Origin of the sequence: Coprococcus hominis (ex Arizal et al. 2022), from assembly GCF_040094675.1 — a bacterium.
Lineage (GTDB): Bacteria > Bacillota > Clostridia > Lachnospirales > Lachnospiraceae > Coprococcus_C > Coprococcus_C hominis.
In genome coordinates, this window is sequence record NZ_JBBNHG010000036.1 from 45,791 (window position 1) to 70,607 (window position 24,817).

Here is a 24,817-nt window from a genome sequence, read left to right on the forward strand (position 1 = left end):
GATCATGACATGATTAGAGAAGGCTACATAGAAAAAATCGTATATAAAAGCGACGAAACGGGCTATTGTGTGATGTCCGTGGAAGGCGAAGAAGGTGAAGAGATCTTCGTTGGCACCCTGCCGGGTGCCGGTGAAGGTCTCTATGTGATTGCAGAGGGAGAATACGTGAATCATCCGCAGTATGATATTCAGTTCAAATTCTCCTCCTGCGAGATTCAGATGCCGAAGGATACACTTGGAATCGAGCGGTATTTAGGCTCTGGTATCATCAAGGGCATTGGCGCCGTTTTGGCGAAGAAGATCGTCAAGAAATTCAAGGATGACACCCTTCGGATCATCGAGGAGGAACCAGAACGTCTTGCGGAGATCAGCGGAATTTCCGAGCGAAAGGCACAGGCGATTGCTACTTCGTACATGGAGAAGAAGGAATTTCAGGAGGTTGCCATTTTTCTGGCACAGTATGGAATTTCGGTGAATCTGGCAATTCGCATCTTCAATACATATGGAAATAAAGTTTATGATATCCTGCGCGGCAATCCATATAAGTTGGCGGAGGATATTTCCGGTATCGGATTCCGGATCGCGGATGATATCGCAAAGCGCATGGGAATTGCACAGGATTCTGAATTCCGTTTGCGGTCGGCTGTGCTGTATGTGCTGAATATGGCAGGCGGCGAAGGGCATATGTACCTGCCGAAACAGCTTTTGCTGCGTCGCTGTGTGGAACTGACGCGTGACACGGCGACGGATGTCGAGGGCATCTATGGACAGTCAGCACTTGGCTATGCAGAATACGCAGACGCGACAAGTGCGGAATCGGCGTACGAACAGACGGTTTCCCTGTTTGAACAGCAGTTGATGGAGCTGCTGATCGCAGGCAAGATCATGATCAAGCAGATCGATGAAGAAGATGTCGTCTATCTGGCATCGAATTATTATGTGGAGCTGAATTCTGCAAGACTGCTTACCGATCTGCAGCTTCGCTATGATATGGAACAGGACGAGCTGGAACGAGAAATTCAGAAGATTGAAAAAGAAGAAAAACTGACATTGGATGAGCTGCAGCGGGCAGCTGTAAAATCGGCGATCGAAGCCGGGGTGGCAGTTATTACCGGTGGTCCCGGAACCGGAAAAACGACGATCATCAATGTTATTATCAAATATTTCTCCAAGAAAGGTATGGAGATCAAGCTTTGTGCACCGACCGGGCGTGCAGCGAAGCGTATGACCGAGTCGACCGGATGGCCGGCACAGACGATTCATCGTCTGCTGGAAATCAGCGGTGCGATGGATGAGGACAGCAAAAATCAGGACGATCACGGCATGCATTTTTCACGAAATGCAGACAATCCACTCGAATGTGATGCGATCATCGTGGATGAGATGTCGATGGTTGATGCGTATATCTTTTATTCACTCGTGCAGGCGGTTCCATATGGAACGAGACTGATCTTCGTCGGGGATGTAAACCAGCTTCCTTCCGTGGGTGCCGGAAATGTGCTGAAGGATATTATCAATTCGGGCTGCTTCCCGGTTACGACGCTGAACAAGATCTTCCGGCAGGAGGATGGCAGCGACATCGTATTCAATGCGCATAAGATCCAGCGTGGCGAGCATCTGATCCTGACGAACAAGAGCAAGGACTTCTTCTTTATCCCACAGCGGACAGCATCGCAGATCATCGAGGAAGTACAGACACTCACGATGAAGAATCTGCCGAATTACTATGGATTTTCACCGCAGGAAATCCAGATCCTGTGTCCGATGCGGAAATACGAAGTCGGCGTGGAGAATATGAACCAGAAGCTGCAAAACCGTCTGAATCCGAAGGCGAAGGACAAGCCCGAGCATGTGCGTGGCGATGTGACCTTCCGAAAGGGCGACAAGGTCATGCAGATCAAGAATAATTACCAGCAGGAGTGGAAGATTTACGGTGTTTCCAAGACAGGTACCGGCAGAGGCTATGTGCTGGATGAAGGTGTCGGTGTATTTAACGGAGATATGGGCGTGATTACCGATATCAGTGATTACGATGAGGAGCTGACAATCCTGTTTGACGACGGACGAGAGAGTGTTTATAACTATAAAGAGCTGGATCAGATCGAGCATGCATTTGCCGTGACGATTCATAAATCACAGGGTAGTGAGTATCCGGCAGTTATCATTCCGCTGCTTGGCGGAAACCGGAAACTGATGAACCGGAATCTGATTTACACAGCAATCACGCGTGCGAGACAGCTGGTTATTATCGTCGGTGATGTAAATTTGGTAAACCAGATGGTTGATAATTCCGAGGAGCAGAAGCGGTACACGTCGCTGGCACTTCGGTTAGAGGAGTTAAATGAGAGTATGGAATAAACTTGTGAATTGGATATATCCGCCGACCTGTCCGCTTTGTGGCGATGTGACAGGGAGACAGGCTGGACAGGTGTGTGACGAGTGCAGACCGATGATTGATTATCCGGCACAGCCAGTTTGCATGCGGTGTGGGTGCGAGATCACTGATGAGGAAGCGGAGCTGTGTGAGGATTGTACGCGGCATACACGGACATATATACAGGGCTTTCCGGCGATGAAATACCAGTATCCACTTGATGAGAGTCTGGCGCGGTTCAAGTATCACAATCAGCGTGATTATGCAGCATTCTATGCAGGACAGATCGTGAAACGGCATGGACTCACATTGCAGAGTCTGGGGATTGATGCGCTGATTCCGATCCCAATCCATAAGCGCAAGCTGGAGAAGCGTGGTTACAATCAGGCGGAGCTTCTGGCAGATGTACTGGGAAAGAAGCTGGATATACCGGTCGAACGGGAACTGCTTGCACGCGTGGTCAATACGGAACCACAGAAAAGTCTGGACCCCGAGCACCGCGAGCAAAATTTAAAAAAGGCTTTTCAATGTATAGAAAAAAGTGTAAGCTATAAGAAAGTATTGTTGGTCGATGATATTTACACGACGGGGGCTACGATCGAGGCATGTACGAAGAGTCTGCATGCGGCGGGAATCCCGGATGTTTATTATACAAGTGTAGCAATCGGAACCGGAAGATGAAAGTGATATAGAGATTGTGTCAGAATAGATAGAGGGAGGAACAAATCATGGAACTGATGAATTGCAGAAACTGTAAGAAGTTATTTAATTATATTGCGGGCGAAAAGCTGTGCCCTGCATGTAAAGAAAAGCTGGAAGAGAAGTTTCAGAAAGTAAAGAAATATATCGAGGAGAATCCACGCGAGAATATCAATCAGGTAGCGGAAGCGTGTGATGTTACGATCAAGCAGATCAAATACTGGGTGCGCGAGGAACGTTTATCCTTTACCGATGATTCTCTGGTTGGTCTGGAATGTGAGCGCTGCGGCAAGATGATCCACAGCGGAAGATTCTGTAAGGAGTGTGCAGGCGGACTGGCAGATGCGATGACAAACGCTTACAAGCGGGAACGCCAGCAGGCGGTTCGGAAGAGTTCCGCTGGTAAGATGCGATTTCTTGACTAATCCAGTGGATGAAAAGCAGGCAGGGATTGCTTCTGTATAAAATACATAAAACAGAGAAGAGACATATGCACAAATGCTGGTGCATGTGTCTTTTTTTACATAAAAAGGGTTATGATACAGGGAAAACTTCCGATATTCATATTGAAGAATCGTAATTGCAGGAGACTGCGGCTTGCGAAAGATAAGAAAAAGGAGGGAGAAGCAATGAGAATAGGAACCTATAATATGATCAGTCAGATTTATGGCAACACAGGCACCAAGAAGACGAAGACTTCTGGAACAACCGGATCAGGAAGCTTTTTGGATCAGGTATCTTTCTCAAGCATGGGAAAAGATATGCAGACAGCAAAGACAGCACTGGGCAATACACCAGATGTCAGAGAGTCCAAGATTCAGGATCTGAAGCGCCGGATTGACAACGGCACATATGATGTGAGCGTGGATGATTTCGCACAGAAATTACTGGACAGTTACAGCAAGACAAATATCTAAAAGAGGATGCGACATGGCAAGTATAATTGAGAATCTGATTACGGAATTGAATGATGAGTATGCATTGTATGAGCAGCTTCTGCAGGTGTCGATGGAGAAGACGGGTGCGATTGTATCGAACAATCTTGACCGTCTGTCTGAGACAACCGAGAAGGAGCAGCGTCTGGCAGATGCGCTTGCAAGCGTGGAACACAGACGGCGCGAGACAATGACAAATGTAGCGAATATCTTAGGCAAACGACCAGATGATGTCAAGGTGATGGACGTTGTTACATTTCTGGAAGGACAGCCGGAATTCCATGATCCGCTGCTTGCGATCAACGAGAAGCTGGCGAAGCTTGCACGGAAGGTGCGGGAAGTAAACGGACATAATCAGAATCTGATTCAGGATGCACTTGAAATGATCGAGTATAACATCAATCTGATGCAGAATTTAAACCGGGCGCCGGAGACGGCAGAGTATTCGAAAGAGATGTTCAAGAGCAACGCTGCATATGCAGGCGGTGCCGATGTACCGGGCAGATTTGATGTACAGAATTAACGGGAATAAGGGAGTAAACGTATGGCAGGAACGATGGGACGGTTGTCCGTTGGCGTAACAGGACTTCAGACAAGTCAATATGCGTTAAATGCAACCGCACATAATTTAATAAATACACAGACTGAGGGCTATACCAGACAGCAGGTACTCCTGACAGACCAGTCATATAACAGAGTCGCAACGGACTCATATTATATCAATAACGTAGGTATGGGAGTTGTAACGGCGCAGATCCGACAGGTGCGCGACCAGTTTGCAGATGATACCTACCGCACAGAGAGCGGGCGTATGAGCTACTACAAGGCGCAGTATGAAACCGTCTCAGAGATAGAGAATTATTTCGGTGAGTTAGAGGGTAAGGATTTTAACACGACGTTAAACGATATGTGGACATCCATGCAGGAGCTGCAGAAGGAGTCGAACAGTATCGTAACGCGGAGCTCCTTTATCTCCAATGCACTCACCCTGATCGATCGTGTGCAGACGATACGTTCCAGTCTGATCGAGTATCAGCGGAATCTGAACACGGAGATCAAGGATCAAGTCAAGACAGTCAATGATCTTGCATCTACCATCTATGAACTCAACCAGCAGATCCGTGCGGTTGAGGCAGGAAATGTGGAAAAAGCAAATGACTTAAAGGACAAGCGGAATCAGGCACTTGATAAGCTTTCTTCTATTGTGAATACCGAAGTTGTAAACAACGAAGACGGTACGGTAGAGGTGTATCTGGAAGGACATACACTGGTTACGCTTGGAAGAACCTACACACTGACGACACAGAAGGTGTGTGAGAATGAGAAATATCAGCAGAATTACGGATTCACAGGTTCTTCGACGGACTTCCTGATGCCGGTATGGGAGCAGGATGGCGATCCTTTGTTTAATATAAACCGGGTACCGACCGCGGACAGTAACAGCGATATCGGTTCTCTGAATGGTCTTATGATGTCGCGGGGTTATTTTATCAGTAACTACACGGACGTACCGACAAAGCCGACGAAACCGCTGGAGAAAGATTTTGCTAACAATGCGGATTATCAGACGGCGATGGCGCAGTACGAGCAGGACGTCAAAGATTATGTAAAAGATCTGGAATATTTTAATACGTATGTGGAACCATACACGATTACGAATCTGGAGGCACAGTTTGATGTGCTGATTCATGCGATGGTGACACAGATCAACGATACGTTGTGTCCGAACAAAACCGTGACGCTGGCAGATGGTTCTACCGTAAAGGTGTTGGACGAGGATACTGCAGGTATCGGCATGGGTTCAGGTAATGAGTATCCGGGCACCGAGTTGTTTACGCGAAACAGCGTGGAGCGGTACACAGAGCGTACACTGACGCTGGCAGATGGAACGACACAGACGTTCAAGGTATATAACGAAGAAAATCCGGACGATTTCTATTCGCTTTATACGATCGGAAACCTGAAGGTGAACGAGAAGCTGTTACAGAATCCGTCCCTGCTTCCACTCTCCCGTGTATCGGGTGAGGAGGCACAGACGATCGCAGATGAGTTGCTGGCACGGTGGAACGATAAGTTCGCAACGGTCAGCCCGAATTCTCTGGTGCAGTGCAATTACAAAGATTATTACAGCGGTATGATGGATGATCTGTCGGACCGTGGTTACACATACAAATCCATGATGGAAACCGGACAGCAGGCAGTGTCCGACGCCGAGAATACGAGACAGCAGCTGCTTGGCGTATCCTCTGATGAGGAGTTATCCAGTATGATCAAATTCCAGCATGCATATAATGCGTCCTCCCGATACATCAACACCGTATCCGAGATGATTGCTTATCTGATCGAGAAGCTGGGTGCATAAAAGAAACGATAATTCGCAATTGACAAAGAAGGAGTGGAAGCGATGCCATCTACATTTTTAGGACTCAATACAGGTCTTTCGGGACTGACATATTTCCAGACGGCGCTGAATACAACCGCGCACAATATATCCAATGCGGATACAAAAGGATATTCCAGACAGAACGTGCAGGCTTCCGCATCGGACGCCTTACGTCTGAACAAGACGTATGGTATGATGGGAACCGGTATTACCGCTTCAGCCGTAGAACGTCAGAGAAATGCATATTACGACACGAAATACTGGTCTGCAAATTCCAAGTACAGTCAGTACAATTCACAGCATGCCAATCTCGAACAGTTACAGACGTATATGAACGAAATGACTTCCGAGGCAGGCTATACAAAATGGATGGCAGAGATGTCCGATGCTATGCAGGATCTCTCGACAAAGCCAGCCGATTATACAACGCGAATCTCCTTTGCGCTTACGGCAGATTCTTTCACAGACATGGTGAATGAGCTTGCAAGCAATTTCCAATCGACGCAGAAGACGATCAACGATGAGGTTGAACTTGCAGTCAGCGAAGTGAACTCGCTTGCAAAGCAGATCTACGAGTTGACACAGGAGATTATCACAGTCGAATTAAAGGGTGGAAATGCAAACGACCTGCGTGATAAGCGGGGCGTATGTATCGACACATTATCCGAATATATCAATGTTGATGTGGACGAGCGAAGCATCATGTATGGTGTGGGAAATGATCAGGTCGAAGCAAATGCCAAGACTCTGACGATCCGTATTAATGGTGAAATCCTGGTCGATGAGCTTGGTTACAATGAACTGACCATAGTTCCACGGGAGCAGAAGGTGAACCAGAACGATCAGGATGGTCTGGTTGATATTTATTGGAAGAACGCGGATGATACTGCGGGAGAATTCTTCAATACGGCGAATACAACCGGAAGAATCGCAGGTCTGTTCAACATCCGTGACGGCAACAATGGTGAGGTATTTTCCGGAAAAACAACTGCTGTATCGGACAATCCACCGGAAGTGACAGTATCGCTTGCAGAGAGTGTTGCCATGAAAGATCTGAACATTCCAAGCGAGGGAACAATTACCCTGAACGGTAAAGATTATCTGTACGACGGCTGGACGGCCGAGTATGATGCAGCCGGAAAGCTGAATAACTTTACATTTAAAAATATGACGATGATTGATGAGAAGAATGCGGAAGTAACAGCTATCTTCCCGACAGGTATCGACGGACGTCAGGCACAGATTGGCGTCAAAAATATGACAAAGGGTATTCCGTATTATCAGGCAAAGTTAAACGAGCTGGTGCGTGTATTCTCCAAGTACATGAACGACCTGACAAGCGCGGGTGCCGATGCCGATGGAAATCCGGGACTTGATGCATTTACCGCACAGGCACCGGATGGACACGATTTCGTATTGAAGGGCAGCATGCAGGGAACTGGAACGATTTCTTCCGGCGACGACAGCTATTACCGTCTGAACGGACTGAACTGGGAGCTGAACCAGCAGTGGAAGACCAATCCGAAGAAGATTGTTGTGTCTTACAAGGAAGATATCGATCAGGGCAACATAGAGGCAAGGGGCATCTTAGAAAAGATGATGGCTGGACTGACGGATACATCGATGTTCCAGCAGGGTAATGTCTCACATTTCCTGCAGGCAATCACAACGAACATGGCGGTCGATACAAAGAAAAATGAGGTATTTGCAGCAAATCAGGATGATATCCGATACACGATTGATAACCAGAGAGCATCTATTTCCGGTGTCGATAAGAACGAGGAAGGTTCGAATCTGACGAAGTTCCAGGAACTGTACCGGCTGGCATCTAAGGTAATATCTGTATTGAATGAAGTATATGACAAACTGATTAACGAGACTGGTGTATAAGGCTGACGCCTTGGAGGTAGGAATATGAGAATTACAAATCAGATGATCTCCAATAACTCTCTGCGGAATATGCAGAAGACGATGGCAAATGTGGACAACCGCACAACGCAGATGGAGACGGGAAAGAAAATTACAAAGGCATCCGAAGATCCGGTTGTTGCTGTGCGTGCTTTAAAGCTTCGTACGATGGTAACGCAGCTGGAACAGTACAAGGATAAGAATATTGGTGATGCAGAGTCGTGGCTGAAGATTACGACAACCTCTCTGGACAACATCACTTCACGACTCGAAGATATCCAGAGCTATTGTACACAGGGCTCGACGGATTCGTTCCATACCTCCGACCGAAGCGCGATCATTGATGTGTTAAAAGAGATGCAGGATATGATCAACAGTGAGGGAAATTCAACCTACGCTGGACGTTATATTTTCTCTGGCTATAAGACGGATCGTTCTCTGGCATTTAACGAGACAGAGGATATCAAGAAATATTCTTATAAGATCACACAGCATCTGAATGCGGATGATCTGGATATGAAAACGGTCGTATTAAACGGCGTGAACAATGAAGATGTAGATGGGATTCTGGCAGGCACAAGTACCTATGTAAAGCCGGACAAGGAACAGGTCTATCGCCTGAATCTGGCATATGAGGGCATTTCAAGTAAGGATAGTCAGGGCAATGCAGCACTTTCCCTGAAAGCACTGGACGCAAATGGTAACACGATCGATCTGAGTGGATTTACCCAGACGGTGAAGACAACGGCGGATGCAGATACGTATTATCAGGTTGGACCGGATGAAATCAACATCATCGAGGAGACCGGCGAGATTATCTTCGGTGAGAACGTGTATAACACACTCAAGCAGGCAGACGATATCGTAGTTGACTACGCGAAAAATAAATTCGAAGCAGGCGACCTCCGCCCGGAGCATTATTTTGACTGTACGCAGTACACCGAGCAGTCGGATGGCAGCATTAAGACGGTAGATTATGATACCTATGACCGGACACAGTCGATTTATTATGAAGTGAATTTCAGCCAGAGTATTCAGGTTAATACGGAAGGCAAAAATATTATCAACGATGATATGAGCAACAACATCAACGATCTGATCTATACGCTGCAGGAGTTAGATGCAGCGGAAAAGACAGAGAAGAAGTTAAAGAATATGCTTACAGATACCCAGTATGTGTCGAATGATGATGCGGTAAAGCAGATTAACGCCATGCTGGAAGATATCAACGTCGAAATTGCAATCAAGAAAGAGACGATGCAGAAGACATTTGCGAAGAATATCACGAACTTCCAGGGCTATATGGATCAGGTATCTGCCATCCAGTCCGATGTCGGAAGCCGCATGACAAAGCTTGACATGATCAGAACTCGCGTGACAGAGCAGTACAGCACATTCAAGGAATTGAAGTCTGAAAATGAGGATGTGAGCACAGAAGAGGCAGCGCTGAACTTCAAGGAGGCCAACGTCGTATATGAGGCAGCGCTTGCAGCTACGAGCAATCTGGTCAGAGCATCGTTGATTGATTATTTGTAGAAAATAATTCCGTCATGCAAATAAGCAGCGAGACTGCTTGCAGGCGGAGCTGCTTATTTATATGACGGATAAACAGACATAAGCATGTAGGGCGATAGCCCGGAATGCGCATGTCTGTTACGAATTCGAGAGTTCGAAGAACGGAGAAATCGTTATTATTGTATACATATGATGAGGAACGATTTCTAATTTTAGAGGAGGGATAAAGCATGGTAGCAGAAACAAGATTATTTGGAACCGTCGACATCGCGGAGGACAAGATCCTGGAGTTCCCAATGGGGCTGATCGGTTTTGAAAATTTAAAGAAATTTGCGATTATTTATGACAGCGACCGCGAGGAGCGTTCGAAGATCAGCTGGTTACAGTCGATGGAGGAGCCTGCATTGGCACTTCCGATCATCCATCCATCTGAACTGATTGATGATTACGGTCCGATCGTGGAGGACGAGCTGATGAAGAACATCGGTGATCCTGCAGATGCAGATATTCTGATGTTTGTCACATTGTCGATTCCTTCGGACTTAACGAAGATGACAGCGAATCTGAAGGCTCCGATCATCATCAACACAGAGGGCAGAAAAGCCATTCAGGTGATCGTAGAGAACGAAGATTACAAGGTGAAATTCAATGCCTACGAGGCAATCCAGAAGATGAAAGAAAAGGCAGGTGAGTAATATGTTAGCACTATCCAGAAAACAAGGCGAATCCATCGTGATAGGCAATAACATTGAGATCACTGTGCTCGAGGCGAAGGGCGATCAGGTCAAGATCGGTATCTCCGCACCGAAGAGTGTGCCTGTCTACCGCAAGGAAATCTACGCACAGATTCAGGAAGAAAACCGCGAAGCTGTGGCGAATCTCGACGTAGAAAGTTTGAAAAAACTCTTATAAAGTGGTAAAGTATGAGTGATTAGTTGACGATACAACTAATAGGAAACTATAGGCGTATGCCGTTCATGGATGGAAGGCATACAAGGTTCACGCAAGGAGGCGTATAGATTATGGGAATGGATGGAATCGGAGGCGTAGGAGCCTTAAATGTAAGTTCACAGACAAGAGTGACACGTCCGCAGTCTGAGACGGTGGATGTGAACACAGGCAGTACTGCCGGGCAGCAGCAGGTACAGGTTGCAAGCTTACCGCCGATCGGTGGAAAGGGCAACAGCAATAACAACGGCCAGCCGGGACAGCAACAGGATCGCGGTGCGGTACAGACGGATCAGGAAGTGGCACCGGACAAGATCAAGGCAGCAGTCGATGATCTGAACAAGACAGTGAAACAGGCAAGTCCAATGCATCATACACAGCTCAGCTTCAAGTATCATGAGGATACAAACCGGATTTCCATCACCGTTACAGATAGTGACACCGATGAAGTTATCCGTGAGATTCCGCCGGAGAAGACACTCGATATGCTTGCAAAGGCATGGGAGATGGCAGGTCTTCTGGTTGATGAGAGAAGGTAGGGGGCGATACCCTGATTAGGAGGTATTTGTTATGGCAATGCGTATGACAGGCCTCGTATCCGGCATGGATACAGAGAGCATGGTAAAGGAACTGGTCAGCGCCAGCTCTGAAAAAGTAAATAAAATCAAACAGAAGAAGCAGGACGTCGAGTGGAAGAAAGAGATCTGGAGCGGATTAAATACGAAGATTTATAACTTCTACAAGACGCAGCTTTCTGCATTTAAGACGGTCAGCAACTATAAAACGAAGAAGGCAACGGCCAGTGATGAGACAAAGGTATCCGTCAAAGCCGGTTCCGGAGCGACAAATGGTACACATTCGGTTTCCGTCGAGCAGACAGCATCGTCAGCCTATCTGACCGGAGACAATATCAAGGCATATGGCAAGTCTTACACAACCTATAATGATGCCGGACTGTCTACGAAGTTTGCGGACATGGTAGATGCACAAGGGGCGAATCTAGGTCTTGCAGGTCAGAAGATTACGATCTCGGCAGGAAACGATGTGATTCCTGCTCTCGAACTTGAGCTTGGAGGAAGCGGAGATAACGGAGTCGAAAGCATCAGTGCATTGAATGCAAAGCTAAAAGCTACTTCCGGATATGAGAATCTTCAGGCGAGTCTTAAAGATGGTAAGCTTGTCTTTACAAATAGTTCAGAAAAGACACTGGATGATGGTACAAAGGCCGGGGAGATTTACACGATTGAAAGCGCAGCACTTGGTATGTCTGGAGAAGTTGGATATGAGAAGGGTGATGCGGACAGCAATACAATGAGTGCCGGCTTCACGGCAAAGGTAAAGCAGGACTTTACAAGTACCGATATCTCAACCTCGACCAAGCTTGCAGATCTGGGTATTAAGGTTGGAACAACATTCTCAGTCAATGGCAAGGATTTTGTTGTAGATGACAAGTCAACCATCAATGATTTCACGACAGCACTTTCTAAGATGGGTGTCTCTGCAAGCTTCGATGCATCCCATGGAAGATTTTATCTCAATGCGTCGAAGACCGGTGCTGCGAATGATTTCAATATCACATCCAGTGACAGCAGTGCATTGGAAGCTCTAGGACTTGGAAGCAAGGCAGAAAAGGTAGACGCAAGAGATGCGATTATCTACTATAACAATGTAAAATACACGAGTGACAGTAATACATTGACAGTCAACGGTCTTACGATCACAGCAAAGGCAAAGACAGACTCTGTAGTCAATGTCGAGGTTGCTGCGGATGTTGACAGTGCATATAACACAATCAAAAATTTCATCAAGTCATATAATGAACTGATTGACGAGATGAATAAATATTATAACGAAAAAGATGCCGGCTATGATGCCTTAACTGAGGATGAGAGAAGCAAGCTGTCCGATACGCAGATCGAGAAGTGGGAAGAGAAGGCAAAGCAGGGATTGCTGCGACGGGATTCTACATTGCAGACACTGCTTTCCGGCATGCGTACGACCTTGAATCAGGGCGTGCAGGTAACAATGGCAGATGGAAGTACGAAGACGATGACCTTGGCTTCCCTTGGTATCGTGACCGGTGATTATACAGAGAACGGCAAGCTTCATATCCTCGGTGATGAGGATGATGACCAGTACTCTTCTGAGACGAATACGTTGAAGAATCTGCTGGAAAGTGGAAGTGATATCGTAGGACAGGTGATCGGCGGAACTACGAGTACCTCTGGTGTTGGTACACAGATGTATGATTATCTGCGGAAATCCATGACACGTATCGAAGGTGTGCGAAGCACACAGACGTTCTACAATGACAAGACGCTGGATAGCGAGATCGATGATTATGATGATGACATCGATAAGTGGGATGAAAAGCTCCAGAATCTTGAAGATAAGTATTATGATCAGTTCTCGAAGATGGAATCTGCGATGGCAAAGCTGCAGAGTCAGCAGTCATATCTGTCATCCTTGTTCGGAAGTGCATCATAAATAGACGGAGGGGTTATATAAATGGCATATAACACAGCAGCAAAGGCATATGGAAACAACCGTATCGAGACAGCAACACCGGCAGAACTTACGTTGATGTTATACGAAGGCGCGGTTAAGTTCTGTAATATTGCAATTGTGGGACTTGAGAAGAACGACTATGAGAAAGTAAATACGAACATCCAGAAATGCCGGAATATTATCGTGGAACTGACATCGACGCTGAATATGAAATATCCGGTTGCCGAGGACTTCAAGCGTATGTATGATTATATCTTTGCACTTTTGACGGAGGCAAACATGAAGAAAGACATGGAGCTTCTGGAGAGAGCGTTAGAAGAGCTTCGTGGCATGCGGGATGTGTGGAAGGAAGTTATGACGAAAGCCAAAGGACCGCAGCTATCACTGAGCTAGGAGGTAAGATATGGATCAGACCGGAACTTATGTGAATATCATGCGTGAATCACTGGAACGGAAACAGCGATATCTGACAGAGATTTGGAAGCTTACAAATGAGCAGTCAGTGATTGCCACAGCGGAGAAGTTTGACGAGGAACAGTTTTCGGAGCTTGTTGAGAAGAAGGATGTTTTGATCGACAACCTCAATGAGATCGATAAAGGGTTTTCTTCTGTCTATGATCGTGTACGGATTGAGATCCAGCGGGATCCGGTGGTTTACAGAGATGAATTGCTTGCAATACAGAATCTGATTCGTACCTGTGTGGATCTCGGTATGCAGATCGAAGCCGTGGAGGAGCGGAACCGGGCAGTGATGGAACAGGTATTCTCCGCGAAATTCCAGGGCGTGCGCCAGATGAAACAGTCCAAAACAGTGGCAAACAAGTATTATAAGTCTATGGCAAACGGCATGGTGAATGACTCTTTGCTCTATGACAGAAAAAAATAAAAAAACTTTATAAAAAGGGTTAAGGATATAATTTCCAGTCCGATATATAAGGTGTAAGGAACAAACAAGACAAGTTCCTACAGATTCAACCAAGGTTACTACCCAGAACGGGTTCTAACATACATACTATTCACGGGGCGGTGCCCCAGTACTTCTCGCAAGGATGCGGGAATAAATTCAAGGAGGAATTATTATGGTAGTACAGCACAATTTGCAGGCAGCAAACACAAACAGAATGTTGGGCGCTAATGTTAAGGCAGTATCTAAGTCAACTGAGAAGTTGTCTTCCGGATATCAGGTTAACAGAGCAGCTGATGACGCAGCAGGTCTTTCCATCAGTGAGAAGATGAGAAACCAGATCAGAGGTATCAACCAGTCAGTTAAGAACGCTGAGGATGGCGTATCTCTTATCCAGACAGCAGAAGGAAACATGAGTGAGATCCACAGCATCCTTCAGCGTATGGGTGAGCTTGCTACAAAGGCAGCCAACGATGTAAACGCATCTGTAGATCGTAAGGCAATCCAGGATGAGATGGGCGAACTTGCAAAGGAGATCGATTCTATCTCTACAAAGGCTGCATTCAACGGTACAAAGCTTTTGAATGGTCACTTCTCTGGAAAGCAGCTTCAGGTTGGTGCCGTTAAGGGCGAGAACATGGAGATCACAATCAAGAAGATGAGTGCTTCTATCTTGTTTGGTGCGAAAGGTTCTGTAGTTGCAGGAAACACATCATCAGCTGGTAATGTGTTGAACATGTATACACATTCAAAGGCTTCAGAAGCTATGTCTCTTATCACTTCAGCTATCAAGGTTGTATCTGCTGCTAGATCTGAACTTGGTGCTAAGCAGAACAGACTTGAGTACACAATCGATAACCTCGAGAACTACTCAGAGAACCTGACATCTGCAGAATCACAGATTCGTGATACTGATATGGCTACAGAGATGACCAACTACACGAAGAATAACATTCTTCAGCAGGCTGCACAGTCCATGTTGGCTCAGGCAAATCAGTCTACACAGGGTGTACTTTCATTACTTCAGTAATTTCATATTATTGACAATTTATTGGCTGGCTCGCTTGCGAGTCAGCCATATTTTGTATAAGGAGGTTTTTATGGAACAGGAATTAATACAGGATACAAAAGAAACATTGCTTACGATTGCAGATATCTTATATCAGGGGCGTGTATCGGATGGGATAGCTGCGATGAATGGTGTGATTCCAAACTTATCGCTAATTGCGTCAGGTATCCAGGATGAGGCATTGCAACAGCGGTTAATTACGGATGCGTTGTCACCGATTTTGTCAGCGATGGAAGAAGAGGATGGTACGTTGCTTGCGGATTTGATTACGTACGAGTTGGTAGAGTTATTAGATATATTGTAAAGATGCAGGGATGTAAGAGGGTATAAAATGAACACTATATACGAGAACAATTTAAAAGCATTAAAACAAAAAAATGAAAAATTATGGGAGGCATTTTATACCTATGCGAAGCAACAGAAGGAAAGTCGGGCTTTTACTGCGGTAGCGAAAAACGGGGAAGTTATTATTGGGTATCATGGTAAGGATCGGGACTTTAATTTGAATTCTACGTACAATCCATCTAAAGAAGCAGAAAAACTTATGGCGGAGTATGATACAATTCCAGATAATGCGTTTTTGTGTATGTATGGGTTAGCAAATGGTATATTTGCAAAAAGATTTTTGGAGTGTAATCCGCATGGAAATGCGATTTATGTATATGAGCCAGATCTGGACATATTTATGACTGCAATGCAGGAGATTGATCTGACAGAACTGTTAAATAATAATCGTTTTTTCATATCGGTAGAGTCATTGAATACCGATGATTTTGGCGATTTTTTACTTAGTTATATCAGCGAAATAAATGAATTAACGAATCGATATATGGCGCTTCCAATCTATCAGACACGATTCCCGGAAGGCTATGATCGATATAAACAGATAATAAAGGATAAATACGAATATTATAGAATACAGACAAATACGTTGATCAAAGTGGGTAAACAAATTGGTCTTGCCAGTATTTCTAACATGCGATTTCTTCCAAATTGTCGGAGTGGCGCAGACTATAAAGATTACTTTCCGGAGGATGTACCGGCGATCATTGTAGCGGCAGGACCGTCATTGCAAAAGAATGTGGATCTGTTGAAGAAAGCGAAGGGAAAAGCAATTACGATCGTAGTGGATTCGGCAATCAATACAGTCATGGCACATGGGGTTATGCCTGATTTTGTAATTACGGTCGATACGAACAAAGAATTAAAGAATTTTACGGCAGAAGGACTTGCGGATGTATTTTTTCTTGCAGATGCTACTGCAAATACAGCCGTGTTGGATATGGTAAAACCAAAAAATCTGGTGTTTTATTCTACGGATTCTGGAACATGGAGCCGGATGTTTTCGGATGCCGGAAGTTCACTTGGAGAGATTTTTGCGGGCGGATCAGTTGCGCTGGATGCAATGGCGCTTGCGATAGATTGGGGATTTAAACGAATCATTATGATCGGACAGGATCTGGCAATGACGGGAAATAAACAGTATGCCGATGGTGAGAATTTGAATCAGAATACATCGTTTAACAGTCCGACCTTATATGTGAAAGATATTTATGGAAACGATGTGCTGACGAAGAAGGATTATTATACATTTATTCGCAGTATTGAAGATCTGGCATATCGGAATCCTGATATAGATTTTATAGATGCGACAGAGGGTGGAGCATTGAAAAGGCATACTCGAATTATGACGTTGCAACAGGCAATTGATCAATATTGCAAAAATGTTTACAACATAACAGAGATGATAGAAGCGATCCCTCGACGTTTTGCAACAAATGGAAATGAGCTTGTAAAACAGGAACTACAAAAGATGAAAGAAAATATAGAACTGCTTATAACTCGGATGCGGGAGGGCGCAGAGGTTTGTGATAAGGCAGCGTATATGTTAGAGCATAAACAGTATGACAAAGATAAATTACGGAAGATAAATGAAAAAATTCGAATTTTGGATGAATGGTATGCGGACATGGAGGAGCATAAGCTGATAAAAAAAATAACATGTCAGGCAAATCATGATTATGAGACAACAATATATCTGACCGAAAAGGACAGTGTTGCAGAATCAATCCGTATATATAAAAATAGTGCGAAGTTATATATTGGCATTGCTGATGGCGTTGCGGATATTATAAAAACGATTGAACAATGCGAAAAAGAAATATAGGCATTTGACTAAATGGAGGGTGCGCAGTGGGAGATATACAGAAGATTTTGATGATTCAGGGAGAGTCGCAATATGATGCAATCTCTTGTTTTATGAATGATCTTGCAGATGGTTTTCGCCAACTTGGGTGTCGAGTGGATATTTTGGGTGGTATCACAAAGGATGCATTAGATCGAACGATCTATTTCGAAGAGTATGATGTAGTCTTGTCCTTTTTTGGGATCACCTCTGTATTGTATGATGCAATCAATCGAAATCCCAACACATTATTTTTCTTGTTTCTAGTGGATCATCCATATTATAGATATGACTGGCTGGCCGAGCAACATAGAAATTTGATTGTGTCCTGTATTGATAGAAATCATTGTAATTTTTTACAGAAATACTATAAGAACATTGATGCGGTGCAGTTTGTGCCACACGGAGGAAATTTATCAGAGAAACCTCCGAAGCCGTTTGCTGATCGGGAGATAGATGTTGCTTTTTTTGGTACATGCAGCGCTTCAAATGAATACAAATCAATTGTGGATCAAATGTCGGAAGACATTATGAAAATCATGGATGCTACAATTGCGCGTGTTATGCAGGGGGAATGCATACCGGCAGAGGAAATTCTAATACAGGAACTTCGATCCGGAGGGATTGAACTTTCAGAAGCACAGTTATTGGAATTGTTTGTAGTACTTGCGTTTGCGGATACATATATTCGTGCGAAACAGCGGGAAAAACTAATACTACATTTGGCAAAGTCAGGACTGGAAGTGCATGTCTATGGAAACGGCTGGGAGAAAGACGAATTGGCGCAGTATGAAAATATAAAGCGTCATGGCGCAGTTTCTTATACAGAAGCACTGGATATTATGACAAACACAAAAATCGTGATCAATAAGATGCCATTATTCTTAGACGGCTCACATGAACGGGTGTTTACTGCGATGTTGAACGGGGCTGTTTGCTGTACCGATGAAAGTGGGTATTGGAAGCAGGAATTCATAGATGGAGAAAGTATATGTTTTTATGATTTTCAAGATTTGGATAATCTCGAAAACATAATAAAAGAATTACTTTTAAATCTGGATAAAGCAGGAAAGATTGCTCAAAACGGATATGATATTGCAATCCATAAACATCAGTGGAAAAACCGGGCGGAACAGATTCTGGAAATATGTAACAAGGTGTCCCGTATTGAGGATATAAACTATGTATTGCCGGGTACGAAAAACGCGTACGCATTTAACCGATTTCTTGATTATGCCAATGATAAAGATATAGAGATGCTTGTTCAGAAAACAAGGATGTATGAAAATAAGCTTCAATACCAGAAGAATGTGTATCATGCAATGGAGACCTATTATCAAAAGAATTACAGAGAGTCCATGAATCATGCAATTGTGAACAGAATCACGAGTGTTAAACATGCGTTGGGCGAATATGCATGGTTGTATGGACAATGTGAAGATAATTTGTCAAAATGTACACTTGCGGGACTGTTGAATTATTGGATCAGTATGGAATATCGACATGTGAAAGATGTCGCAGATCATAGATATAAAGCGTATGCAGATTGGGACATATTAGATATGGAAGAATTCTCTCAGGCAGTATTTCTGGGAGCGGAGCAGGCGGATAGTATTCAGGCAGTTGTTGATTATAACTATGATTTGTTAGATGCGATCGAGGTTTTTGCGCCAAATCAAATGACAAAGGAAAGAATTTGTGGTGCACTTCATTCATCGGATATGGAAGTTATGGTTTGCGAACCGGATATACTAAAAACAATCAATTTGGATGAGGTTTTTGATTCAAGGGTCAGATTTATTGCGCTCATGGGTGCCAGATATGCAGAAGAGATTATCAGAAATATGGAACAGCATATTCGAGCAAATAAACCGCAGTTGGCGATCCGAGTAAGTGTAGAGTATGACAACTTATGGAAACTGCCGAATGTATTATATGATTTTCGGGAAGATTACCGTCTTTATATACGGTATTATGATGATGGAATTGTGAATGATACTTGTGTGCTTTATGCGGTTTAGAAACAGAGTTGAGGTGTTTATATGGAATTTTCACACGAATATTTTGATGATGAGGTACGAGAAGATTTTTATGTATCTGGATTGATGAAGCGTTTGTGGGCAGCAAATCTTGAAGTTATTTCGGATGTTGCGAAAGTGTGCGATAAATATAATATTCGGTGGTTTGCAGACTATGGAACATTGCTTGGTGCTGTTCGTCATGGTGGATGTATTCCGTGGGATGATGATTTTGATATCTGCATGTTGAGAGGCGATTACATGAGGTTTTTGGAAGTGGCAGAAAAGGAATTGCCGCAGAATTATTCGGTGTTAAATTGCCACAATGAATATGAGGACTTGCTTACACGGGTTATCAATACCCGACATCCAACTTTTGAAGAAGATATTTTACAAAGATATCATCAATGTTATCTGGGGGCAGGTATTGACATTTTTCCGCTTGATTATATGGCGCCAACAAAGAAAGAACAGGAGGCACATAAGACATTACTTCGAGCAATCTTAAGCTTTGAACCGATATTGTCAGATGAGAATCTGGATCAGGCAATGCTGGATCAGGTGTTATCACAGCTGGAACAATTATGTGGTGTGAAGTTTGACCGGCAAGGGAAGCTTATAAAGCAGATGTATGAAGCTGCAGAGGGTGTATGTGCACTATATGGGCCGGAGCAGTCAGATACCGTTATGCTTGCTCCAATCTGGGCGAAATACGGGGTAAAGACATATCCGTTGACTTGTTTTCAGCATGCAATCAAGGTGAGATTTGAGAACATGGATATCTGGATATCTGCAGAATATGACAAGATGTTACAAAACGAGTATGGCGATTATATGCGGATTATCAAGGGTGGAGCATCTCATGACTATCCTTGCTTTGCGGAACAGGAAGCATATGTGCGGGAGCATCTGCCAAAGTATCCATTTGAATATACGTTTGATAAAAAGGATATAGAACCGGAAGAACGTCTGACAGACAGTCGCTCACAGGAACGTGTACGGGATATTTTAAATTATGATAATCGTGTACAAATCCAGATACAACGGGAAGTTTTGATTTTGCCGTATCGTGCTTCCTCGTGGAAGAATATCGAAGCTGTGTGGAGACAGGAACGCGCGGATAAAACCTGTCATGTGACGGTAATCTTGCCTCCATATTATGAGAAGACAGCATTGGGTGGATTTGGCGAAATGCATGATGAAAGTGGGTTATTGCCTGATTATGTGGAGGTAACACCCTATGATGCATATGATTTTGAACACATGCTGCCGGATGTGATCTATACGCAGAATCCATATGATGAATGTAATTATACGACAAGCGTGCATCCGTTTTTCTATGCGAGGAATCTGAAGAAATACACTGACAAGCTTGTCTATATTCCGTGGTTTACAATGCGGGATGTAAATGTGGATAACGGAAAAGTCAACCAGACGATGAAGTATTTCTGTACAGTTCCGGGTGTTGTTCTTGCGGATGAGGTATGGATGCCATCCGAGTCTGCAAAGGAAGCGTATGTCAGAAAATTGACAGCATTTGCTGGGGAAGATACAAAATGTGTATGGGAAGATAAAATTCACGTGCATGAGGTTCCTGTATGCAGTTTAGATTATTTAAATATGTTTGAAAAATTACCGATTACGTGGAAGCAAATCATACAGTCGGGAAATACAATACGAAAGCAGATAATATTATATGATATATCTGCGGCAACCTTTGTTCAGGGAAGGAAGCTTGCACTGCAGAAATTGAAAGAAACATTAAAGTTCTTTGAGGAAAAACGAGAAGATATCGCACTAATTTGGCGACGTAATACTGTGACAGAGGATGTACTGTCAGCTTTGGAACCGGAAATGTACGAGCAGTATAAAGAAATCGTGGAGGAGTATAAAAAGGCTGCGTGGGGGATCTTTGACGAAGATTTTTTCTATCAACAGGAAGCGGAGCTTGCAGATGCTTATTGCGGGGATGCGGGGTATGTGTCGCGCTATGTGGAGACACTTGAAAAACCAGTATTGCTACAGAAAATGGGAATTTCCAGAAATGTGGATGGGCAGCCACTTGTTCAAATGCTGAAAAATGAAGAAGGAAATTATCCGTATCATATTCGGGCGTATGTAATTGCGGATGATCTCATGTATTTTATTCCGGATGAGATGAATTTGCTTTGCACAATGCGACTCGAAGATGGAACGGTTACGATTCTGAGCAGCATCCCGGAGGAAAAAATCAACCAGACGGGACTTTCGTTGAAGCTGGATTGCTATGATGGGAAAATCATCGTGACTCCATACATGGCAAAGGCAATATGGAGCTATGATATTCAGTCTGGGCGTTGGCAGAAGATCGGAATTCGGAATGAAGAACAGGAATGTAAGTTTGTTTCTTCGGTTATATACAAAGATAAACTATATCTTATCCCTGCGCTTTATAAGTACATTGTACGTGTGAATCTGAAGACATATAGCGTTGCATATTTGGAACACATCTATGCGGAATATGCAGCATTATCTTCCGAAGAAGCATGTCGCTTTGCTTGTAATTATGCCAGATGCAGGGAGGTGTTATATATAGCAGAACAGCAGACGAATCTTATGTTACGGTTTGACCTTGCAACCGAGAAATATACATGGCTTCAGATTGGAAATCCGGGACAGATTTGGTTGGCAAGTGCATGGGATGGGACCTATTTTTATTTTGTGCCATTGACGCAAGGCCGTTTATTGCGCTGGGACGGACAGGATGAATACGTGGAGTATGATTTTCCGGATGATTGTATATATGACCGGTATGGACCGGTAAATGCGAACATCATAAATGAAAAACTTGTGTTACAGGGGTATAACTGCGATACGATCCTATATGATTTGGAGGATATGTCTTGCCATACGGAACAGGCGCGTTATGATTACGCCTATAAAATCCGGGAGGATTTTTATACCGGATATGATATGGCGACAGACCGGTTTGTAATACAGGATGGTGCCAAAAGATTGGAATATACCTGTGTACTTGATGAGCGTGATCTTCAAAAGTATTTGCAGCAGGCAAGAAGCGCAGGGAAAATAGGACTTTCAAGGGAAGCAATCAAAGAAGATGACGCGATTGGAATCGGATATTTTACAGATTGTCTCTGCGATAAATCTGAATGGAAGCAAGGCGAGAAGGGGAAGAAAACAATCGTATTTCTCCCATACAAGGCAAGCATGTGGGATAGTCTGGAAAGCATCTGGCTTGCAGCAAAGGAAGATCCTCGGTGTGAATGTTATGTCGTACCGATTCCGTATTATGATAAGGATGCGTATGGAAGACTTACAACTTATCATTATGAAGGGACACAGTTCCCGGCTTATGTACCGATTACGGATTATCGAGATTTTGATCTGGCGAGTCGAAATGCGGATATCATCTATATCCATAACCCGTATGATGATGGAAATCATGTGACAAGTATCGATCCGGACTACTATTCAGCAAAGTTGAAGACGTATACTGACAAGCTTGTGTATGTGCCATATTATGCAACTTCCGGGGGCATGGGGGAGGATCAGTCGTTGTGTAAGGCGTACATATATGCGGATTATATTATTGTGCAGGCAGAGGGGCATAAGGATTATTTCGATGCGTGTATCCCAAGGGAGAAGCTTCTGGCACTTGGGTCTCCGAAGTTTGACCGGGTTGTGAAGTTGTGCGAGAATCCACCGGAAGTGACCGAAGACTGGAAGGACAAGATGAATGGAAAAAACGTGTATTTTTTCAACACCAGTCTTGGCGGTATGCTGGCAGATACAGAGGCATTTCTTAAGAAACTCCATTACGTATTTGATTGTTTTTCCGGAAGAGAGGATGTCTGTTTGTTATGGCGCCCGCATCCGCTTTTGGACGAGACATTTACGACAGCAAGAAGTCAGTACAAAGAGGAATATGAGCAGTTGAAGCAGGATTTCCTGACAGCGGGGCGGGGAATCTATGATACGACACCGGATATAGAGAAGACGATTGCGGTGAGCGATTGTTATATCGGAGATGCAGGAACTTCCGTGACTGCCCTCTTCGGAATCGCAGGGAAACCGGTGTATCTGCTCGATAATTATATTCACAGAGAACCGGCGGACGAAGATTGGAGCAAGGAGATGATCACACCATATCATCCACAGGGACAGGATGCATGGAAAGTGGAACCAGGCAATCAGTTATATCATCTGGAGAAAGGCATCTATCGATTCTATTGTAACCTTTCAGAATACACATCCGGTGGTTATTATCGGATGGCGGTTGAGCATGGGAGGTATGTATATGTATTCCCTGCGAATGCACAGGAGATTCTAGTAATTGATGACAAACGAAATATTACACGGATCAAATTAGAGCAGAAAATCAGTCAGCCGGGAGCATTTGCAAATGTATGGTTTGAAGGGAACTATGCATTCTTAATTCCATATAAATATCCGTATATTGTACGGTTTGATATGGATACGCAGGCAATCGACTATGTCGATGGATGTCAGGAATTCCTTGTATCAAACCATGCGGGGGCAGACCGGGTCGGCGGCAGCGGAATCTGGAACGGATATCTGATGCTGGCGAATCCGGCTGATAACCGGGTTGTTGCAATCGAGTGTGAGACGTTGGAATTACAGGTATTGTCAGTCGATGCAAGATACTATCGAGGAGCCTGTGCGTTGCAGGCGGACGAGGATACGATATGGCTGTTTCCGTATACAGGAACGAATGTCGTACAGTGGAATCCGATGACAGGAGAAACAGTTTCCTATAACTGCCGTGTGCCGGGATTTATCTGTAATCAGTACCCGACAGGCAAGACGTGCATGGAACACGCGTTTGGAAGCATGGCACGCAGAGAAAACCAGGTTGTGCTGGCACCGGTCTGGGGAAACCAATTTGTGTGTATCGATACAGAAAAAGGCGAAGTAACACCGTTTCATACGGAGTTAGACCTTACATTCCGAGAAGATCAGAGCTATTGCATGTCTGGAGGAAATGGTGGATTTGTGCGAAGACTTGACGAAGCGCACGCTTTATTCTATCATGAACCTATGAGAAAACTGTATCGTGTAAATCTTCTCGATGGTAGTGTAGAAGAAGAGGCTATCGCTTATGAACAATCGGATGCATGGCTGCATGCACCGGGCTACGCGAAGTTATCCAAATGGGTGCGATATGGCTGTGAGGAACGTGCGATTTGCAGTCTGCCGCATATGCTGGAGAATCAGGGTGCAGGAGATTCGTTCGACCGCCAGGCTTGTCTGGAAGCATATTGTGAGATTGCGATGTATGCGGATGGCAGGAGTGGACAGAAGATTCATGCGTTTATGATGGATGAGTTGTGTGAGTAGAAGCATATATAAA

General features: G+C 44.4%; 19 protein-coding genes. All 19 read left to right on the forward strand.

Going from position 1 to position 24,817, the window contains the following annotated elements; translation table 11 throughout:
* Positions 1 to 9: 9 nt before the first annotated feature.
* Complete coding sequence (gene recD2 / locus AAAT93_RS10805) at positions 10 to 2,358, forward strand: SF1B family DNA helicase RecD2 (RefSeq protein ID WP_196020559.1); 2,349 nt, start codon at positions 10 to 12, stop codon at positions 2,356 to 2,358.
* Complete coding sequence (locus AAAT93_RS10810; RefSeq protein ID WP_021984870.1) at positions 2,342 to 3,055, forward strand: ComF family protein; 714 nt, start codon at positions 2,342 to 2,344, stop codon at positions 3,053 to 3,055. The genes recD2 and AAAT93_RS10810 overlap by 17 nt, the downstream gene beginning before the upstream one ends.
* A 47-nt stretch (positions 3,056 to 3,102) precedes the next feature.
* On the forward strand, positions 3,103 to 3,498 hold the full coding sequence (locus AAAT93_RS10815; RefSeq protein WP_021984869.1) for a hypothetical protein: 396 nt from the start codon (positions 3,103 to 3,105) through the stop codon (positions 3,496 to 3,498).
* 204 nt (positions 3,499 to 3,702) lie between these two features.
* Positions 3,703 to 3,990 (forward strand): flagellar biosynthesis anti-sigma factor FlgM, encoded by a 288-nt coding sequence (gene flgM / locus AAAT93_RS10820; protein WP_021984868.1) that lies wholly within the window; start codon positions 3,703 to 3,705, stop codon positions 3,988 to 3,990.
* 13 nt (positions 3,991 to 4,003) lie between these two features.
* A complete protein-coding gene (locus AAAT93_RS10825) occupies positions 4,004 to 4,531 on the forward strand; it encodes a flagellar protein FlgN (RefSeq protein WP_021984867.1) in 528 nt (175 codons plus the stop codon).
* A 21-nt stretch (positions 4,532 to 4,552) separates the two neighbouring features.
* Complete coding sequence (gene flgK, locus AAAT93_RS10830) at positions 4,553 to 6,370, forward strand: flagellar hook-associated protein FlgK (RefSeq protein WP_196020557.1); 1,818 nt, start codon at positions 4,553 to 4,555, stop codon at positions 6,368 to 6,370.
* Positions 6,371 to 6,412: 42 nt separating this feature from the next.
* Complete coding sequence (gene flgK / locus AAAT93_RS10835; RefSeq protein WP_227573246.1) at positions 6,413 to 8,281, forward strand: flagellar hook-associated protein FlgK; 1,869 nt, start codon at positions 6,413 to 6,415, stop codon at positions 8,279 to 8,281.
* 24 nt (positions 8,282 to 8,305) lie between these two features.
* The gene (gene flgL, locus AAAT93_RS10840; RefSeq protein WP_227573244.1) at positions 8,306 to 9,835 is read left to right on the forward strand and encodes a flagellar hook-associated protein FlgL; all 1,530 of its coding nucleotides are present in this window, start codon (positions 8,306 to 8,308) and stop codon (positions 9,833 to 9,835) included.
* 209 nt (positions 9,836 to 10,044) lie between these two features.
* Positions 10,045 to 10,509 carry a flagellar assembly protein FliW gene (fliW, locus tag AAAT93_RS10845; RefSeq protein WP_021984863.1) on the forward strand — a complete coding sequence of 155 codons (465 nt, stop codon included), beginning with the start codon at positions 10,045 to 10,047 and terminating at the stop codon, positions 10,507 to 10,509.
* 1 nt (position 10,510) lies between these two features.
* Positions 10,511 to 10,726, forward strand: coding sequence for a carbon storage regulator CsrA (gene csrA, locus AAAT93_RS10850; RefSeq protein ID WP_021984862.1), 216 nt, complete (start codon positions 10,511 to 10,513; stop codon positions 10,724 to 10,726).
* A gap of 110 nt (positions 10,727 to 10,836) precedes the next feature.
* On the forward strand, positions 10,837 to 11,301 hold the full coding sequence (locus AAAT93_RS10855; protein WP_021984861.1) for a flagellar protein FlaG: 465 nt from the start codon (positions 10,837 to 10,839) through the stop codon (positions 11,299 to 11,301).
* A 31-nt stretch (positions 11,302 to 11,332) separates the two neighbouring features.
* A complete protein-coding gene (fliD, locus tag AAAT93_RS10860; protein WP_021984860.1) occupies positions 11,333 to 13,249 on the forward strand; it encodes a flagellar filament capping protein FliD in 1,917 nt (638 codons plus the stop codon).
* Between the two features lie 21 nt (positions 13,250 to 13,270).
* On the forward strand, positions 13,271 to 13,663 hold the full coding sequence (fliS, locus tag AAAT93_RS10865) for a flagellar export chaperone FliS (protein WP_117780850.1): 393 nt from the start codon (positions 13,271 to 13,273) through the stop codon (positions 13,661 to 13,663).
* 10 nt (positions 13,664 to 13,673) lie between these two features.
* Positions 13,674 to 14,156 (forward strand): hypothetical protein, encoded by a 483-nt coding sequence (locus AAAT93_RS10870; protein WP_021984858.1) that lies wholly within the window; start codon positions 13,674 to 13,676, stop codon positions 14,154 to 14,156.
* A 193-nt stretch (positions 14,157 to 14,349) separates the two neighbouring features.
* Positions 14,350 to 15,204, forward strand: coding sequence for a flagellin (locus tag AAAT93_RS10875; protein ID WP_118545750.1), 855 nt, complete (start codon positions 14,350 to 14,352; stop codon positions 15,202 to 15,204).
* A gap of 70 nt (positions 15,205 to 15,274) precedes the next feature.
* Positions 15,275 to 15,547, forward strand: a complete 273-nt coding sequence (locus AAAT93_RS10880) for a hypothetical protein (protein ID WP_021984856.1) — start codon at positions 15,275 to 15,277, stop codon at positions 15,545 to 15,547.
* Between the two features lie 27 nt (positions 15,548 to 15,574).
* On the forward strand, positions 15,575 to 17,410 hold the full coding sequence (locus AAAT93_RS10885; RefSeq protein ID WP_227573243.1) for a motility associated factor glycosyltransferase family protein: 1,836 nt from the start codon (positions 15,575 to 15,577) through the stop codon (positions 17,408 to 17,410).
* A gap of 26 nt (positions 17,411 to 17,436) precedes the next feature.
* Entirely contained in the window at positions 17,437 to 19,449 is a 2,013-nt protein-coding gene (locus AAAT93_RS10890; protein WP_021984854.1) for a glycosyltransferase, read from the forward strand.
* A 21-nt stretch (positions 19,450 to 19,470) separates the two neighbouring features.
* Positions 19,471 to 24,804 carry a LicD family protein gene (locus AAAT93_RS10895; protein WP_227573242.1) on the forward strand — a complete coding sequence of 1,778 codons (5,334 nt, stop codon included), beginning with the start codon at positions 19,471 to 19,473 and terminating at the stop codon, positions 24,802 to 24,804.
* Positions 24,805 to 24,817 lie beyond the last annotated feature (13 nt).

Bases quoted from the DNA above. Each gene is read 5' to 3' on its own strand.
- AAAT93_RS10885 (WP_227573243.1), top strand. From the start codon at position 15,575: ATGAACACTATATACGAGAACAATTTAAAAGCATTAAAACAAAAAAAT.
- AAAT93_RS10815 (WP_021984869.1), top strand. From the start codon at position 3,103: ATGGAACTGATGAATTGCAGAAACTGTAAGAAGTTATTTAATTATATT.
- fliS (WP_117780850.1), top strand. From the start codon at position 13,271: ATGGCATATAACACAGCAGCAAAGGCATATGGAAACAACCGTATCGAG.
- flgK (WP_227573246.1), top strand. From the start codon at position 6,413: ATGCCATCTACATTTTTAGGACTCAATACAGGTCTTTCGGGACTGACA.
- fliD (WP_021984860.1), top strand. From the start codon at position 11,333: ATGGCAATGCGTATGACAGGCCTCGTATCCGGCATGGATACAGAGAGC.
- AAAT93_RS10855 (WP_021984861.1), top strand. From the start codon at position 10,837: ATGGGAATGGATGGAATCGGAGGCGTAGGAGCCTTAAATGTAAGTTCA.
- fliW (WP_021984863.1), top strand. From the start codon at position 10,045: ATGGTAGCAGAAACAAGATTATTTGGAACCGTCGACATCGCGGAGGAC.
- AAAT93_RS10810 (WP_021984870.1), top strand. From the start codon at position 2,342: ATGAGAGTATGGAATAAACTTGTGAATTGGATATATCCGCCGACCTGT.
- AAAT93_RS10875 (WP_118545750.1), top strand. From the start codon at position 14,350: ATGGTAGTACAGCACAATTTGCAGGCAGCAAACACAAACAGAATGTTG.
- AAAT93_RS10895 (WP_227573242.1), top strand. From the start codon at position 19,471: ATGGAATTTTCACACGAATATTTTGATGATGAGGTACGAGAAGATTTT.
- AAAT93_RS10870 (WP_021984858.1), top strand. From the start codon at position 13,674: ATGGATCAGACCGGAACTTATGTGAATATCATGCGTGAATCACTGGAA.
- AAAT93_RS10880 (WP_021984856.1), top strand. From the start codon at position 15,275: ATGGAACAGGAATTAATACAGGATACAAAAGAAACATTGCTTACGATT.
- flgK (WP_196020557.1), top strand. From the start codon at position 4,553: ATGGCAGGAACGATGGGACGGTTGTCCGTTGGCGTAACAGGACTTCAG.
- flgM (WP_021984868.1), top strand. From the start codon at position 3,703: ATGAGAATAGGAACCTATAATATGATCAGTCAGATTTATGGCAACACA.
- recD2 (WP_196020559.1), top strand. From the start codon at position 10: ATGATTAGAGAAGGCTACATAGAAAAAATCGTATATAAAAGCGACGAA.
- flgL (WP_227573244.1), top strand. From the start codon at position 8,306: ATGAGAATTACAAATCAGATGATCTCCAATAACTCTCTGCGGAATATG.
- csrA (WP_021984862.1), top strand. From the start codon at position 10,511: ATGTTAGCACTATCCAGAAAACAAGGCGAATCCATCGTGATAGGCAAT.
- AAAT93_RS10825 (WP_021984867.1), top strand. From the start codon at position 4,004: ATGGCAAGTATAATTGAGAATCTGATTACGGAATTGAATGATGAGTAT.